The 15955-nt window shown below is 60.4% G+C and carries 18 protein-coding genes; 11 read left to right on the top strand and 7 right to left on the bottom strand.

The genetic code is table 11. The features are described 5' to 3' along the window. Positions 1-4: 4 nt before the first annotated feature. The 3 genes from ACR0MJ_RS14110 to ACR0MJ_RS14100 all read left to right on the top strand — a co-directional run bounded on the left by ACR0MJ_RS14110 (position 5) and on the right by ACR0MJ_RS14100 (position 4791). Positions 5-3460, top strand: a complete 3456-nt coding sequence (locus ACR0MJ_RS14110; protein ID WP_170609763.1) for an AAA family ATPase — start codon at positions 5-7, stop codon at positions 3458-3460. Positions 3461-3514: 54 nt separating this feature from the next. Beyond that, positions 3515-3868, top strand: coding sequence for a hypothetical protein (locus tag ACR0MJ_RS14105; protein WP_170392640.1), 354 nt, complete (start codon positions 3515-3517; stop codon positions 3866-3868). Between the two features lie 125 nt (positions 3869-3993). Next, complete coding sequence (locus ACR0MJ_RS14100) at positions 3994-4791, top strand: class II glutamine amidotransferase (RefSeq protein ID WP_170425170.1); 798 nt, start codon at positions 3994-3996, stop codon at positions 4789-4791. A 10-nt stretch (positions 4792-4801) separates the two neighbouring features. Here ACR0MJ_RS14100 and ACR0MJ_RS14095 read toward each other — a convergent pair whose 3' ends face one another. The 3 genes from ACR0MJ_RS14095 to ACR0MJ_RS14085 are packed head-to-tail and all read right to left on the bottom strand — an operon-like array spanning position 4802 to position 7860. Further along, positions 4802-5965: a lytic murein transglycosylase gene (locus ACR0MJ_RS14095; RefSeq protein ID WP_480761397.1), complete on the bottom strand. Its 1164-nt coding sequence runs from the start codon at positions 5963-5965 to the stop codon at positions 4802-4804. A 12-nt stretch (positions 5966-5977) separates the two neighbouring features. Beyond that, complete coding sequence (cbiB, locus tag ACR0MJ_RS14090; protein WP_480537032.1) at positions 5978-6898, bottom strand: adenosylcobinamide-phosphate synthase CbiB; 921 nt, start codon at positions 6896-6898, stop codon at positions 5978-5980. Further along, complete coding sequence (locus ACR0MJ_RS14085) at positions 6895-7860, bottom strand: threonine-phosphate decarboxylase (RefSeq protein ID WP_480761395.1); 966 nt, start codon at positions 7858-7860, stop codon at positions 6895-6897. The genes cbiB and ACR0MJ_RS14085 overlap by 4 nt, the downstream gene beginning before the upstream one ends. A 181-nt stretch (positions 7861-8041) precedes the next feature. Between ACR0MJ_RS14085 and ACR0MJ_RS14080 the strand changes: the two genes are divergently transcribed. Further along, positions 8042-8404, top strand: coding sequence for a response regulator transcription factor (locus tag ACR0MJ_RS14080; protein ID WP_008756687.1), 363 nt, complete (start codon positions 8042-8044; stop codon positions 8402-8404). Here ACR0MJ_RS14080 and ACR0MJ_RS14075 read toward each other — a convergent pair. Beyond that, positions 8386-9375: a glutathione S-transferase family protein gene (locus tag ACR0MJ_RS14075; protein ID WP_170597432.1), complete on the bottom strand. Its 990-nt coding sequence runs from the start codon at positions 9373-9375 to the stop codon at positions 8386-8388. The genes ACR0MJ_RS14080 and ACR0MJ_RS14075 overlap by 19 nt on opposite strands. 212 nt (positions 9376-9587) lie before the next feature. Here ACR0MJ_RS14075 and ACR0MJ_RS14070 point away from each other — a divergent pair, with 212 nt between their 5' ends. Next, entirely contained in the window at positions 9588-9941 is a 354-nt protein-coding gene (locus ACR0MJ_RS14070; RefSeq protein ID WP_170513411.1) for a hypothetical protein, read from the top strand. 90 nt (positions 9942-10031) lie between these two features. On the opposite strand, the gene ACR0MJ_RS14065 is transcribed toward ACR0MJ_RS14070, so the two are convergent. Continuing rightward, a complete protein-coding gene (locus ACR0MJ_RS14065; RefSeq protein ID WP_480761392.1) occupies positions 10032-10730 on the bottom strand; it encodes a fumarylacetoacetate hydrolase family protein in 699 nt (232 codons plus the stop codon). 30 nt (positions 10731-10760) lie between these two features. Further along, positions 10761-11933, bottom strand: a complete 1173-nt coding sequence (locus tag ACR0MJ_RS14060; protein ID WP_480761390.1) for a MalY/PatB family protein — start codon at positions 11931-11933, stop codon at positions 10761-10763. A 94-nt stretch (positions 11934-12027) separates the two neighbouring features. On the opposite strand from ACR0MJ_RS14060, the gene def (ACR0MJ_RS14055) reads away from it, so the two are divergent. The 6 genes from def (ACR0MJ_RS14055) to speB all read left to right on the top strand — a co-directional run bounded on the left by def (ACR0MJ_RS14055) (position 12028) and on the right by speB (position 15352). Then, positions 12028-12546: a peptide deformylase gene (gene def, locus ACR0MJ_RS14055; protein ID WP_170392632.1), complete on the top strand. Its 519-nt coding sequence runs from the start codon at positions 12028-12030 to the stop codon at positions 12544-12546. Then, the gene (gene def / locus ACR0MJ_RS14050; RefSeq protein WP_480592533.1) at positions 12543-13037 is read left to right on the top strand and encodes a peptide deformylase; all 495 of its coding nucleotides are present in this window, start codon (positions 12543-12545) and stop codon (positions 13035-13037) included. Before def (ACR0MJ_RS14055) ends, def (ACR0MJ_RS14050) begins: the two co-directional genes overlap by 4 nt. A gap of 23 nt (positions 13038-13060) precedes the next feature. After that, the gene (gene fmt, locus ACR0MJ_RS14045; RefSeq protein WP_480761388.1) at positions 13061-13975 is read left to right on the top strand and encodes a methionyl-tRNA formyltransferase; all 915 of its coding nucleotides are present in this window, start codon (positions 13061-13063) and stop codon (positions 13973-13975) included. A gap of 6 nt (positions 13976-13981) precedes the next feature. Beyond that, positions 13982-14218, top strand: a complete 237-nt coding sequence (locus ACR0MJ_RS14040) for a hypothetical protein (protein ID WP_170392629.1) — start codon at positions 13982-13984, stop codon at positions 14216-14218. Between the two features lies 1 nt (position 14219). Next, positions 14220-14468: a GlsB/YeaQ/YmgE family stress response membrane protein gene (locus tag ACR0MJ_RS14035; RefSeq protein ID WP_480761386.1), complete on the top strand. Its 249-nt coding sequence runs from the start codon at positions 14220-14222 to the stop codon at positions 14466-14468. Positions 14469-14530: 62 nt separating this feature from the next. Beyond that, positions 14531-15352: an agmatinase gene (gene speB / locus ACR0MJ_RS14030; RefSeq protein WP_480761383.1), complete on the top strand. Its 822-nt coding sequence runs from the start codon at positions 14531-14533 to the stop codon at positions 15350-15352. On the opposite strand, the gene ACR0MJ_RS14025 is transcribed toward speB, so the two are convergent. Further along, entirely contained in the window at positions 15349-15948 is a 600-nt protein-coding gene (locus ACR0MJ_RS14025) for a COG3904 family protein (protein ID WP_170392626.1), read from the bottom strand. The two genes, speB and ACR0MJ_RS14025, sit on opposite strands and share 4 nt — an antisense overlap. Positions 15949-15955 lie beyond the last annotated feature (7 nt).

The raw sequence follows: 15955 nt of genomic DNA, 5'->3' as shown, positions 1-15955 counted from the left end.
GCCATTGCGCTTTAGCAAACTCAAACTGACAGGCTTCAAAAGCTTCGTGGACCCGACCGATCTGATCATCGCGGACGGGCTGACCGGAGTGGTTGGTCCGAATGGCTGCGGCAAGTCCAATCTGCTGGAAGCGTTGCGCTGGGTGATGGGTGAAAACCGTCCCAAATCCATGCGCGGTGGCGCGATGGAGGATGTGATCTTTGCGGGCGCTGCCACTCGGCCTGCGCGCAACTTTGCCGAGGTGGTCCTGACGATGGACAACTCGGAACGTTTGGCGCCATCCGGCTTCAACGACAGCGACCAGTTGGAAATTGTCCGCCGCATCACCCGCGATGTGGGCAGTGCCTACAAGACCAACGGCAAGGACGTGCGCGCCCGCGACGTTCAAATGCTGTTCGCGGACGCATCGACCGGTGCGCATTCGCCTGCGCTGGTGGGGCAAAACCGCATTGCCGAGCTGATCAACGCCAAACCTCGCGCACGACGTCGCATTCTGGAAGAGGCCGCCGGCATCTCCGGGCTTTACCAGCGACGCCACGAGGCTGAACTGAAACTGAAAGGCACCGAGGCCAACCTGACCCGTGTGGATGACGTTTTGGAACAGTTGGGCGGGCAGTTGGCGCAACTCGCCCGTCAGGCCCGTCAGGCAGCGCGTTATCGTGAGATCGGCGAGCTGTTGCGTCAGGCCGAAGGGATGCTGCTCTATCGCCGTTGGAAAGAGGCCGACATGGCCCGTCAGGCGGCCGAGGAAAAGCTACGCGACCGGATCACCGAAGCCTCTCGCGCCGAGGCATCCGCCCGTGAATCCGCCGCCAAACGCGCTGAGATCGAGGAAACCCTGCCGCCCCTGCGTGAGGAAGAGGCCATCGCCGCAGCCGTCCTGCAGCGCCAGCAGGTGCAGCGCGATCAGCTGTCGGATCAGGAAACCCGCGCACGCCAGACGATCGAGACTCTGACCAACCGTATCCAGCAATTGGGCAACGACATCGAACGCGAATCCGGTCTGAACCGGGACGCGGGTGAGATGATCGAACGGCTGGAATGGGAGGCCCGCGAGCTTGCAAAAGCCGCCGATGGCTATGACGAAAAGGTCGCTGAAGCTGCTGAAGTTGCGCGCGAGGCCGCGTCGGTGTTGCAGGATCGCGAAGATCACCTGTCGCAGGAAACCGAAGACATGGCCCGTCTGGTGGCTCGCCACCAATCGGCGCAACGACTGGTTGAAGACAGCCGCAAGACACTGGCTCGTTCCGAGGGCGAGGAAGAAAAGGCCCGCGCCGCCGTGGACGAGGCGCGCAATGCCCTTTCCCGCGCCAGCGAGGCGTTCGAGACCGCGCAAGAGGGTGAGGAAGAAGCCCGCGAAGCTGCTGAGGCAGCGGAAGAAGCACTGGCCGCCGCCGACGAGCTGCGCAACGACACGCAGGCGCGTGAGGCCGAGGCCCGCGCCAAACGCTCCGAGGCTGAGGGTGAACTGGGCGCGATAAGGGCCGAGACCACCGCGCTGGCCAAGCTGGTCGAACGCGACACGGCTGAGGGTGGGCAAGTGCTCGACATGCTGCGGGTGGCAACGGGCTTTGAAAAGGCGTTGGGGGCTGCGCTGGCGGATGACCTGCGTGCACCGTTGGTCGAGGGCGACGGACCTTCAGGTTGGGTGCAGGTAGCGGGCTATGACAGCGACCAGCCCTTGCCCGACGGGGCCGAGCCGCTGGCGTTGCATGTGTCCGGCCCCGACCGCCTAAGTCGCCGTATTGCGCAGATCGGTCTGGTCGATGCGGATCAGGGCGCGCGCCTGCAGGCGTCGTTGAAACCGGGTCAACGCTTGGTCTCACGCTCGGGAGATTTGTGGCGCTGGGACGGATTCCGCGCCTGGGCCGAGGATGCACCAAGCGCTGCCGCCCTGCGTTTGGAACAGCTCAACAAGCTTGAGGCGCTGAAACAGGAACTGACCCGCACCGAGGCGCAGGCCGAAGGTGCCCGCGCCGCGCATGAAGCGCTGTCACAGCAACTGGCCAATGTAACCGAGGCTGACCGCCGCGCCCGCGAGGCCCGCCGTGCCGCGGATCAGCGCATGGCGGAAACCGCGCGGATGCTCAGCCGGGCTGAGGCGGATCGAAATCTGGCGCAGGGCAAGCTGGAAACACTGACACTCGCGGTCGACCGTCATAAGGAAGACGCCATGTCCGCCCGCGCACAACTGCGTGAGGCTGAAGGCGCGTTGACTGGCCTGGGCGATCTCGACAGCGCCCGCGCGCAGGTCGAGGACATCAAGCAGACTGTCGAGGCGGCGCGGATCACCATGCTGACCCACCGCTCGACGCATGATGAATTGCGCCGCGAGGGCGAGGCGCGCACCCGGCGCACGCAGGAGGTGACTAAGGACCTCAGCGGTTGGCGGCATCGTCTGGAAACGGCGGAAAAGCGGATATCGGAACTGGCCGAACGCAAGGAAAGCTCGGAAGAAGAACTGACCGAGGCGATGGCGGCCCCCAGCGAAATCGCCGAGGCACGGGAAGAACTGAACGAGCTGATCGAAACCGCTGAGGCTCGGCGCGCCGAAGCCGCCGACAAGTTGGCCGAGGCCGAGACCCAGCAGCGCGAGGTGGTTCTTGCCGAGCGCGAAGCCGAACGTCTGGCCTCGGAGGCGCGCGAAAGCCGCGCGGCGGCTGAGGCGCGTTGCGACGCCGCCAAGGAAAGCGTAGTCGCCGCAGCAGAACGCATTGCCGAGGATCAGCAACTGACGCCGAACCAGCTGCTGAACCAACTGGACGTGAACCCTGACCAGATGCCCGCCGCCGACGCACTTGAAGCCGAAGTGAACCGCCACAAGCGTCAGCGCGACGCCATGGGCGCAGTGAACCTACGGGCTGAAGAGGACAGCAAAGAAGTTCAGGAAGAATTCGACACGCTGAACGGCGAAAAGGCCGATCTGGAAGAGGCGATCAAGGCCCTGCGCAGCGGCATCGCCAGCCTCAACCGCGAGGGTCGCGAACGCCTGCTGACCGCGTTCGAGCAGGTGAATTCCAACTTCGCCATGCTGTTCAAGCACCTGTTTGGTGGCGGTGAGGCCAATCTGGTCATGGTCGAAAGCGACGATCCGCTGGATGCGGGCCTTGAGATCATGTGCCAGCCGCCGGGCAAAAAGCTCTCGACTCTCAGCCTGCTTTCGGGCGGCGAACAGACCCTGACCGCGACGGCGTTGATCTTTGGCGTGTTCCTTGCCAACCCCGCCCCGATCTGTGTGCTGGACGAGGTCGACGCCCCGCTGGACGATGCCAACGTCACCCGCTTCTGCGACTTGCTGGACGAGATGTGCCGCCAGACCGATACGCGTTTCCTGATCATCACCCACCACGCGGTGACCATGGCGCGGATGGATCGGCTGTTCGGTGTGACGATGCAGGAACAGGGTGTCAGCCAACTGGTTTCGGTCGATCTGAAAAAGGCCGAGCAGATGGTCGCTTGATCGATCACTGCAACGTTATGAGCCATCACCCGTGTATGAGGGTAGGCTAGCATCATGATCCGATATTTCACCCTCGCATTGCTCGCGGCCAACCCCCTCTGGGCTGCCGAATGGCCCACGAAACCCGGTGACGTCCCCTTGACGCCAGAAGAATTGGAGGCTTTGGCCGGCCGCACTCTCACTTTCTACGACGACGGCCAGTCCAAATACTCGGCTGGAGGGGCCTATTCTTATACCTATGCCAGCGGAGAATCCGCCTTTGGCACCTATTCCATCGCCGGGGACGGCAGTGTTTGCATAGCGTATCGCAATGGGTTCAGCCGATGCGACCTATATGTCCGCAGTGGTGAGCGGTTGATCCTGATCGACGAGAAAGGCGATCGCTACCCGGTCAGAGCGAGTAATTGATCTGTTTTTCCCGATCAATTGGTAAATTTGATAGAGGCTTTGAGTAAAAACGGAAGAAAACGGGATAATCATCGTCAAATCAAGTTGTAGAATGCCCTGGATCGAAAAACTGATGGGGATGCCAAATGTGCCGCTTTTTGGCTTGGGTTGGGGAGCAGCGATATCTGGATGAATTGATCCAGGAGCAAGAGCAATCGCTTGTCATCCAAAGCCGCAACGCGTTGATCGGGAAGACACCAATCAATGCCGATGGGTTTGGACTGGCCTGGTATTCTGATCGCGAAACGCCTTGTTTCTACAAGGACACTCATCCCGCATGGTCCGATGCAAATCTCAAACAACTGGCTCATCACACACGATCACGACTGTTTTTGGCCCATGTAAGAGCGTCGACAGGCACTGCGACCTCGCGCAACAACTGTCACCCATTTGGATTTGGCAAATGGAGCTTCATGCACAATGGCCAGGCTGGAGGGCATGACCAAATCCGGCAGCAGCTCGATGCTATGATCCCGGCACATTTATACGGGCACCGAATGGGTGCGACAGAAAGTGAAGCGATCTTTTTGATTGCTCATGGCGAAGGTCTGGATTCAAATCCGATCGACGCAATGGCACGGGCCGTGGGGCGGGTGGAAGCGCTGTCCCGACAATGCGGATCGTCGCCTTATATGCGGTTCGCTGCGTGCTGGTCAGATGGCAGCCGTGTATTTGCGGCGCGCTATGCGTCTGATCGTTATGCACCCAGTTTGCATTACCGGGCCTCTGAAGACGGGATAGTGATATCTTCCGAGCCGCTTGATGCAGACAGTGACGGCTGGGTTGAAATACAGCCCAATACCGCCATCGTCACAGAAGGCTCGCTGGTATCTATCCATGCGTTTGATCCGTCAGTGAAACGTGAACCTGCAAAGGTTGCCTAGGCGCTGACCCTTATAGCTGCTTCAGCAGCTGTGTCGTTGGCCACGCATCCGCTGGCAAACCCAGACGCAGTTGTTCAGCCTGCACAGCCGCACGCGTTCCGGCCCCAAGGATGCCGTCGATCTTGCCTACGTCGTGCCCGCGCGCCTGCAGTTTGCTCTGCAACTGTTTCATTTGCGCGCCCGTCAGCCCCGGCGCTGGATTACCTGCATCGTAAATCTGCGCGCCTTCCAGCCGTGTGCCGAAATAAGCGGCGGTCAGGACGTAAACGAAGCTCTGGTTCCATTCGAAATATACGTCGAAATTCGGGTAAGCCAGAAAGGCGGGGCCCTTGTGCCCTTGTGGCAGGATCAGTGAGGCAGGCAGATTTGCCAACGACCCACTGCGCGCCTGCACGCCCATCGCCTGCCATTCGGACACCGGGCGGGGCTTGCCGGGGCCAGAGAGAGACCAGTCCATCTGCGCGGGCACGGTGACCTCTTGCAACCATGGCTGACCCGGTTGCCAACCCAGATGCGACAGCATCTTGGCCCCGGACATCAGTGCATCCGGCGCCGAGGTTTTTAGCGAAACCTTGCCGTCTCCGTCCCCATCCACGCCGTTTTCCAGAATGTCGCGGGGCAGCATCTGGACCATGCCGATTTCACCGGCCCAGGCTCCGGTGGTGCGGGCCGGGTCAAAATTGCCCTGGCTGTACAGCTCGATCGCGGCGAAAATCTGCGGGCGGAACAACTCGGGGCGGCGGCAGTCGTGGGCCAGCGTCACCAGCGCGTTGCGAGTGTTGAAATCGCCCTGAAAGGACCCGTAGTCGGTCTCGAACGCCCAAAATGCCAGCAGCACACCGCGCGAAATGCCGTATTCCTGCTCAATCCGGTCAAACACCGCGTCGTATTTGCCCGACATGGCCTTGCCCCGGTCGATCCGGTTCTGTGAAATCAGGCGCCGCGAGAAGTCGATGAATGGTTTCTGGAATACGCCCTGCGCGCGGTCGGCTTTCAGAACGGCTCCGTCCTGCTGCACGCCCCTGAAAAAGCTGTTGACGGTGGATTTGTCGAAACCCTGCTGAATGGCTTCGGCTTTCAGCCCTTTGACGAAGGTATTGAACCCACCGCCGCATTGGGCGAGTGCAGGCGAGGCGAAGAGGGCGGCGGCAATAAGGCCGGAAAGGAAACGCATAAGGCTGATCCGTCAGAATATGAAGTTGAACCCAACCCACACCGACACGAGCCCAAGCGCAAGCCCCCATACCTGCCAGAGCATGTCTGATGCGCGAAAAACCTCCGCCGCGTCGATATTCTGCCGCGCATTCCCGTTCACCCAAGCAAGATCCCGCATCTGGCCATCATAGCTGCGCGGTCCGGCCAGTGCGATATCAAGCGCACGTGCCATCGCGGCCTCGGGCCAGCCTGCGTTGGGTGAGATATGGCGGCGTGCATCCTCAACCATCTCTCCCCAGCGCGACCATTGGCTGGACAGCGCGACGATCATTACGAAGGTCAGGCGTGCTGGGACAAGGTTCAGCACATCATCCAGCCGCGCCGCTGCCCAGCCGAAGGCGCGGTATTTGTCGTTGCGATAACCGATCATACTGTCGGCGGTGTTGACGACCTTGTAAACCAGCAGCCCCGGCAGACCTGCGACCAGAAACCAGAAGGCTGGGGCAATCACCCCGTCGCTCAGGTTTTCGGCGGCGCTTTCGATGGCCGAGCGCGCCACCTGCGCCTCGGTCATATCTCGCGTATCGCGCGAGACAATCATGGCGACCTGCGCGCGCCCTTCGGCAAGCGAGGTCAACAGGCCTTCGCCAACTGCGCGAACATGGGTGATCAGGGATTTCTGGGCCAGAAGGATGGCGCAGACCACGATCTCGACGATCGGACCAAGCAGCTCCAGCAACCGGCCAAGGATGAGTGCCACCGCAACCAGGATGAGCACCGTCGCAACCCCTTTGAGGCGGCGATACGCCCCATGGTTCAGCCGGTTGTCCAGCCAGCCAATCGCGTTGCCCATCAGTACGGCAGGGTGGCGAATCCGCGACCACAGCCAATCCGGCTCACCCAATGCTGCGTCCAGACACATAGCGCAGACCAATAGGAACGCGGTGCTCACAGCGCTGCTTCCAACCGGGCCCAACCATCTGCTGGCGGTAATCCAAGGCGCAGGTAGGTCCAGGAATAGGGGAAAATTCGGCTCCAGATATGCGCCCGCGCCAATCGGTCTTGCCAGGCGGTCGCGTCATCAACGTCGTAGAGGCGGAACAGGCTGGTGCCGCCAATCAGCCGCGCATCCTTGGCCGTTACAAGCTGATCCAACCGTGTTGCTTCATTTGCCAGACGCATGCGCGTTTCATCAGCCCATTTTACATCGTGCAACGCTTGCGCGCCGATCCGCAGTGCCGGGCCGGATACGGCCCATGGTCCGGTCAGGTCGTTCAATCGTGCAATCAGATCGGGATGGCCAATTGCAAAACCCAGTCGCAACCCGGCCAACCCCCAAAATTTGCCAAAGCTCTTCAGCACCACGATGCCGGGCCGCTGGGCCAGATGAATCAGCGAGGCTTCGGGCGTTACGTCGCAGAAGCTTTCATCGATCACCGTCAGCGGCGCGTCGACATCCGCGTCCTGCCAGATGCGCCCATCAGGATTGTTGGGGTTTACGATGACACGTGCCTGAGCCGGGCCGCTCTCGTGCACCGTCCAATCCTGAGCGGTGAATGCAGCGGCATGTTCGTTATAAGTGGGCATCGTGATCTGCACGCGGCCGGCTTTGGTCAGCGCGGGCACGCGGGCAATCACCGCAGAGGCACCAGGCGATGGCAGAATCTCGGCCCCATCAGGCACGTTCCAAAACACCCGCGCCGCGTCCGAGAGGCGTTCGAACGCGCCATGATCCGGCAGTTCCATCCAGTCCGGAGGCTGCAGGCCCGAGACCTCATAAGCATGCGGATTGATCCCCGTGGACAGATCGATCCAGTCTGCGCGCGTGCCCCCAAACCGAGTCATCGCGCCATCCAGCCCACCGCCATGATCGCGTGCAGCCCGAGGGTTCAATCTGTCATCCTGTCCAACCATCTGCCCCAGCCGGAATTGCCTATTTCTCATGCTTCAAGCGGATTTTTGCCGTTCTTACAAGCGAATCCGCCCGATCACGGCGCTGTGCGGGCCTTGTTAACACTTTGTTAAGGAAATCGCGTGATCACGGACAACAGGGGTCGGCACCACTCACCCATATCACGTGCCGAGGTTGTTGCAAATGAAAGTACTGATTGTTGAGAGTAACCCCGATCTAGGTCGGGTCTGGCAGCGGCATCTGCAAAGGCAGGAGGCCGAAGTCACGCTGGTCGAAACGCAAGAGGCCGCGATCCTGGCACTGTATGGTACCGCATTCGATATCATCGTGCTGGATCTGGTTCTGGAAACCGGCAGCGCCTTGGCGGTTGCCGATTTCGCAAGCTATCGCAGGCCCGAGGCGCGAGTGATCTTCGTCACCAACACCACATTCTTCTCGGACGGATCAATCTTTGCCCATAGCGCCAATGCCTGCGCCTATGTCCAAAGCTCGACCCCGCCCGAGGATCTGGCGGCCATGGTCGAACACTACGCCGCCGGGCGCTGATCTCGTCCATGAGGTTCTGAATAGTCCAACGTTGGATTCACTGGAATAATTCGGTGCGGATTGATGCTGTCATGGCTGAAGTGATAGTGGCGCACGATGTGGTTCATGTTCACTGTCTGCGCCACGCCGGGCCATTGATATAGCTCCCGCGTAAAGGCCCAGAGGTTCGGGTAGTCCACCAACCGACGCTTGTTGCACTTGAAATGTAAATGATAAACCGGGTCGAACCGGATCAATGTGGTGAACAGGCGCCAGTCGGCCTCAGTCACGCGGTCACCCATAAGATAGCGGTTCCGGGCCAGACGATCCTCAAGCCAGTCCAGCGTGTCGAACAGAGGGCCAACCGCGGCGTCATAAGCTTCTTGCGAGGTGGCAAAGCCGGATTTGTAGACCCCGTTATTGACATCGGAATAGATGCGCGCGTTGACCTCTTCGATCTCGTCCCGCATTGCCTCGGGCCAGTAGTCGTCTGTGTTGCCGGTGATCCCGTTGAAAGCCGAGTTGAACATGCGGATGATTTCCGAGCTTTCGTTCGACACGATCGTTTTCTCAACTTTGTCCCACAGGATCGGAACCGTAACGCGGCCCGAATAGTGAGGGTCGGCACGGGTGTAGATTTGATGGGCAAATTCTGATCCGAACAGTTTGTCGCCGGTCGCGCCATGGTCGTCGGTCTCAAAGGTCCAACCTTTATCCAGCATATCCGGATGCACGACCGAGACCGAGATGTGGTCGCTCAACCCTTTCAACTCACGAAAGATTAGTGTGCGGTGCGCCCAAGGGCAGGCGTGCGAGACATAAAGGTGATAGCGCCCCGATTCCGCCTCGAACCCGCCGCGCCCCGAGGGGCCGGGCGCGCCATCGGCGGTGATCCAGTTGCGAAACTGTGCGGCCGAGCGTTTGAACGCCCCGCCTGTGGATTTGGTGTCATACCAGGTGTCATGCCATTCGCCGTCGACAAGCAGGCCCATCGTTATTCCTTTCGCATTGCGATTGGGTCAAAGATAGGCCGTCTTGCGCCACGATCCTATTTCACCGGGCGCGCATCAGGCCTGCATGCGCGCACAGGTGGGATGCGGTGTCTGGGCACCAGAACCGCAATGCCAAAACTTATGTGACGCCGTTCACTGGATTTTTACAGGAATCGCGTCAGACTAATGAGTGTTAAGGGGGGAAGTTTATTATGAGTACCTATGTTTCCAAGGAAATTCGCGCCGAATTGGATGCGGCCCGAATCGCTACCCTCAAGAAATCCAGCCGTTTGCGGGTGGAGGTTGGCGACAATAGCTTCAAAATTTTGACATTGTGGAAGGATGGTTTCACCGTCGAGGCAGAAACCACGCCGCGCCTGCGTGGGCTCGTCGATATCTATGACGGTGCCAACCACATGTATCAGTGCCTGATCATCGCAGATGAAGAAGCGGTGGGTGAGATGCGCTATGAGTTCAAGCGCAGCACCGTGGCAGCCGACAAGGCCCCGCTGGATTTCTACCGCGCCCCGGATGCACCGATCGCATTGCTCGAAAACCGCGACTGACGCGCGCACCGTTTGACCTTTGGCACCGACGCGCCACCGGCGCTGGGGCGGCAATGGTGCCACGAGATTCTCGGTATCAGGCCGGACGGTTTAGTCGGAGGCCGTCAGGGTCAGGTGCACAGGAGCCAAACCATCGATGCCGCCTTCAATTCGGTCTCCGGCGACCACAGGCCCGACCCCGGCGGGTGTGCCGGTCAGGATCAGATCGCCGGGGCGCAAATGGTAGAAACCCGATAGATGGGAGATCAGTTCATCGATCTTCCAGACCAGCTCTGACAATGTGGCGTCTTGTACGACCCGCTCATTGACGCTCAGATAGATGCGCTTGTCATCAGATGGGCTCCAGTCATCGGCGCGGGTCAGCGGAGCGAAGACCGCGCCGTTTTCCACATCCTTGCCCAGATCCCAGGGGCGCTGTTTGTTGCGCTCGCGGATCTGCAGGTCGCGGCGCGTCATGTCCAGCGCACAGCCATAGCCAAAAATCGCGTTGCGGGCCTCAGTGGCTGTGGCCTGAAAAACCGGCTTGCCGATGGCAACGGCCAGTTCCATTTCATGATGATAATCCTCGGTCCCTGCCGGATACGGCACATGCGCTCTGGTCAAAACCGCGTTGGGCGCGGATTTGGTGAAGTAAAACGGCGCCTGACGATCCACCTCATGCCCCATCTCGGCAGCGTGGGCGGCATAGTTGCGGCCGACGCAAAAAATCCGCCCGATCGGATAGGTCGCCTGTTGCCCCTGCACCGGGATGCTCGGGATGTCCGGAAGCGTAAAAAGGTGGTTGGGCATGACGTGCCTCCGTTTATTTTTGAACGGGGTTCATTGTAAATCGCCAAAGGCTGCCTTCAATCGCTCACAGGCCTCTTCAACCCGCTCGCGTTGGGTGGCCAGATTGAAGCGCTCGAAGGTTTCTCCACCGGTGCCAAAACCGGGGCCTGAGGATGTCGCGATCCGCGCATCTTCGCGTAGGCGGCGGACAAACTCATCGTGGCTCATACCCGTGCCCGAAAAATCGACCCATGCCAGATAGGTCGCCTGCAGAGGCATCGACCACAGGCCCGGTATCTCGGCGATGGCAGCATCAAACAGCTTCCGGTTCGCGTCCAGGTGGGCAATTTGTTCATCGACCCATTTTGCACCTTCCGGCGAATAGGCGGCAGTGATCATCGCCACACCCAACGCACTGGGGTCATAGTCCAGCGTGGTGATCCGGTGCCGCATCTCGGCCCGCAGCTTGGCATCGGGAATGATCATGTTGCCGGTACGCTGACCGGCGATGTTGAATGTTTTCGACGCCGCGGTCAGTGTCACCGTCCACGGGCGCGCGTCGGGGGCGGCCGTATCCATCGGTACGAAGGTATTGCCCGGATAAACCAGATCATGGTGAATCTCGTCCGACAAAAGGATCAGCCCGTTGCGCTCCGCAAACGCCGCCACAGCGCGCAGTTCTTCCGGCGTCCAGACCCGACCTGACGGGTTCTGCGGCGAGCACCACAGCAGCAGCTTTTCTGATCCGTCCAACCGCGACTGCGCATCGTCCAGATCAAGCCCATAGCTGTCGCCATCGCGTACCAGCGGGCATTCCACCACGCGGCGGCCGGATTTGTTCACCTTATGGGCAAACTCATGGTAGACGGGCGTGAAGATCACGACGCCATCTCCCGGTTCACTCCAAACATCCAGACACAGGGCAATCGCATTGCCCAACCCTTGCGAGGTCAGAATCCAATCGGTGTCGATCTCCCAGTTGTGGCGTGTCTTCATCCACCACTGGATTGCATTCAGATAATCCGGGTGCATCCATGAATATCCAAACGCGCCATGATCGGCCGCTTCCCGCACCGCCTCGATCACGCAAGGGGCCGTGGCATAGTCGGAATCAGCCGTCCACATGGCCAGCCCATCCTCGGGGGCGACACCGTAAAGCTGCTCCATCTTGTCCCATTTTGAAGAGTTGGTGCCCCGGCGGTCGATCAGGTCGTTGAAAGTCATGTCATCTCCATCTGTCGAGGCGAAAGCTAACCACAAATCCATAAGGTGCAAGGGGGCCGTTGCGGAGGCGGGCGCGATGGCCTAAATCAGCCCCATGAAACGCAATATCCTGATCCATCCCGATCCCCGCCTGAAAAAGGTCTGCGCGCCGGTGGCCGACATCACCGACGATCTGCGCAAACTGGCCGATGACATGCTGGAGACGATGTATGACGCGCCCGGCATTGGCCTTGCTGCGCCGCAGATCGGTGTGCTCGACCGGCTGATCGTGGTGGACTGCGTCAAAGAAGAAGGTGAGGCCCCACGCCCACTGGTGATGTTCAACCCCGAGGTCATCGCCTCCTCGGATGAGACCAACGTCTACGAAGAAGGCTGCCTGTCGATCCCTGAGCAATATGCCGAAGTCACGCGCCCGAAGACGGTTGATGTCACCTGGCTGGACCGTGACGGTAATCTGCAGCAGGAAACCTTTGATGATCTCTGGGCGACTTGTGTGCAGCATGAGATCGACCATCTGAACGGTAAGCTGTTCATCGACTATCTCAAACCGCTCAAGCGTCAGATGATCACGCGTAAGATGCAGAAGCTCAAGCGCGAAAAGGCCCGCACATGACGGTGCGGACCTGCCTGCCGTGGCCCGACAAGCGCCTGCGCACCAAGGCCGAGGATGTCACGGAAATCACCGACGACATCCGCACCATCTGGGACGATATGATCGATACGATGGAGGCGATGCCGGGTGTTGGCCTCGCTGCGCCGCAGATCGGAGTGATGCTGCGGCTGGCTGTCGTGGATGGCTCGACCCAGCGAGGCAAAGCTGTGCGACTGGCCAACCCCGAGATTCTGCACAGCTCGGTGGAGCTGCGTGAACATGACGAGGCCAGCCCGAACTTGCCCGGCGTGTCCGCCAAGGTGAAGCGACCGCGCGCAGTGACCGTGAAATTTCTCAACGAACAGGGCCAGATCGACCGCCGTGATTTTGTCGGCATCGAGGCCACCAGCGTGCAGCATCAGATCGACCACCTGAACGGGCGGATGTATTTCGACCGGCTCAGCAAGGTCAAACGCGACATGCTGCTGCGCAAAGCACAGAAGAAGGGGTGAAACCCCATCCTACGGAGGGACGGATGCGTATCATCTTCATGGGAACGCCAGATTTCTCGGTGCCGGTGCTGGATGCACTGGTCCGTGCCGGGCACGAAATCGCCGCCGTCTATTGCCAACCGCCACGCCCCGCCGGTCGCGGTAAAAAAGACCGTCCAACCCCGGTGCACGCGCGTGCCTTGGCGCTGGGCTTAGACGTTCGCCACCCGACCTCGCTGAAATCGCCCGAAGAACAGGCCAGCTTTGCCGCGCTGAACGCCGATATCGCGGTGGTCGTCGCCTTTGGCCTGATCCTGCCACAACCTATTCTGGACGCGCCAACCCATGGCTGTCTGAACATTCACGCCAGCCTGCTGCCACGCTGGCGTGGGGCCGCGCCTATACACCGCGCGATCATGGCAGGCGATGCGCAAACCGGTATTTGTATCATGCAAATGGAGGCCGGGCTAGATACAGGCCCTGTTCTGCTGCGCGAGGCCACCGAGATCGGGATTGAGGAAACCACGGCGGAACTCCATGACCGCCTGTCGGGCATGGGTGCGGCGCTGATCGTTGAGGCGCTGAACACGCTGCCGAGCCTGACCCCCGAACCGCAGCCCGAGGTCGGCGTAACCTACGCCGCCAAGATCGACAAATCCGAGGCGCGGATCGATTGGTCGGCCCCCGCATCCGAAGTCGATAGAAAAATCCGCGGTCTCTCCCCGTTCCCCGGCGCATGGACCGAGGTCGAGGGTCACCGGATCAAACTACTGGCTTCGCGGCTGGCCGAAGGACGGGGCACTCCGGGCGAGGTGCTGGACGACCACCTGCGCGTGGCTTGCGGCGAAGGCGCAGTTGAGTTGCTGCGCTTGCAACGGGCAGGCAAGGGCGCGCAGGATAGGGAAACTTTTCTGCGGGGATGGCCCATGCCGGCCGGGACCCGCCTGTCATCGGAGTAGGCGTACATGATCATGATCATGATGGGCACGGTCGTGATTGCCGGGATCGTAGGCTATCTGTCTGAACAGACTGGCTTTACCCATAACGGCTATCTGCAGTCGATCATCATCTGCGTGGGTGGTGCTTTCCTGTTCTATTTCGTGCGCATCATGTTCGGCATCAGCTTTGGCCCGCCGGGGTTGGACGCGGTGCTGTCCTCGATCGGTGCGCTGATCATCGTGCCCACGCATTGGAGGAAATGATATGCCGATCATCGCCCTGATCATCGCCCTGATCATCGTCGGAGCCGCTGCAAGTTTCCTCGCCACCCGCCTAATGCGGATCGAGGCCGATATTCCAACCACCATGCTGATCGGCATTGTCGGCGCTTTGGTGGGCGGTTTGGTCCTACGCACGCTCATCACCGTGATGGGATGGCTCTCAGGGTTTATCGGCGCCGTTCTGGGGGCGCTCTTGGTGATCTGGATCTGGCAGACATATATCCGCCGCTGATCGCTTGACCCGACCGTGATCTGCGACCAATGTCCCGTCAATTCTTTGTTGAAAGGCCTCTCATGTCGCATGATCTGACCGCCGGAGTCGTCGCCCTGATGGGTGTGCCGTTGGACCTGCATTCCTCATTCCTGCAAGGCCCCGCGTTTGCCCCGGGTCGCATCCGCGAGGCGTTGCATTCCGGCGCGGCCAACCTGACCGCCGAGGATGGCACTGATCTGGGCGCAACCGACCGTTTCAAGGATACCGGCGATCTGGATGTGTTCGAGATGATGGGGCAGGAACCCATCGACCGGATCGAGGCAGGGGCCGCCGCCCGGATTGAAACCGGCGCACGGCTGCTGTCATTGGGCGGTGATCACTCGGTGGCCTTTCCGCTGATCAAGGCGCATGCGGACCGGTATGATGGGCTGAATATCCTGCATATCGACTCACATCCCGACCTCTATGACAGTCAGCAGATCGGCCCGCTGGGCCATGGCTGCCCGTTTGCCCGCGTGATGGAGACAGGCAAGATCAACCGTCTGGTGCAGGTCGGGATCCGCACCATGAACAAGCACCAACAGGAACAGGCCGACAAGTTCGGTGTCGAGGTGATCGACATGCGCAACTGGAGCCCCGATCTTGAGATCAGCTTTGATGGCCCGGTCTATCTGTCACTGGACCTCGATGCGCTGGATCCGGCCTTTGCCCCCGGCGTTTCACATCACGAACCCGGCGGTCTCAGCACGCGTGAGGTGATCGACCTGATCCACCGGTTCAAGGGCCAGTTGATTGGCGCGGATATTGTCGAGTTGAACCCGCACCGCGACCCCTATGGCATGACCGCCATGGTGGCGGCGAAATTCGTCAAGGAAATCGGCGCGCGACTGCTGACGCGCTAACGTTCGTCGCAGATTGCGGCAGTGCCAAGGCGAGGGGCGGACCGTGTAGTCATGTCGAACCGATTCGCCTCGGACGCCGTCATCCAGTGCATCTCTTCCTCGGATGCTGCATCCAGCGTGAACCAGTAGAAGTCGGGATCGACGCCGATATCTTCGAAATAGTTCAAATACCGGTCATGCTCGGGGTGATCTTCGGGTAGCTCCGCAGCGACATAGCCGCCGCCGCCCCAGCTGTGGACCCCCACGCAGGCGCCGGGTTCCAGCACGCGTCGGTTACCCGCTAGAAACAAATCGGTGCCGCCCGAGGCCACCAGCCCGTTTGACGGAACCACCGTGTCGAACCCTTCCTCACGCACTACGCGACTGAAGACCACATTCGAGTCATCATCGACCGAACCTTCGATATTTTGCAGCACCAGTGTCTTAATCTCGGGGTTTTCGTCCATCACTTCTTCAAACGCGCTGAGCGTTGTGTGGTCGATCGTTCCGGATGCGACGATCTGATTGCCCACTGCCGTGAAGCTGACCGGGGCGTATTGCTCTGCACATGCCGTTAGCAGCAGTGCCGTGGCCAGAAACGAAAGTCTGTAGGTCATCGCGATC

This window comes from Ruegeria sp. C6 (assembly GCF_056537625.1).
Note: the sequence above shows the minus strand (reverse complement) of the source record. Positions and strands in the feature narration are given on the sequence as shown.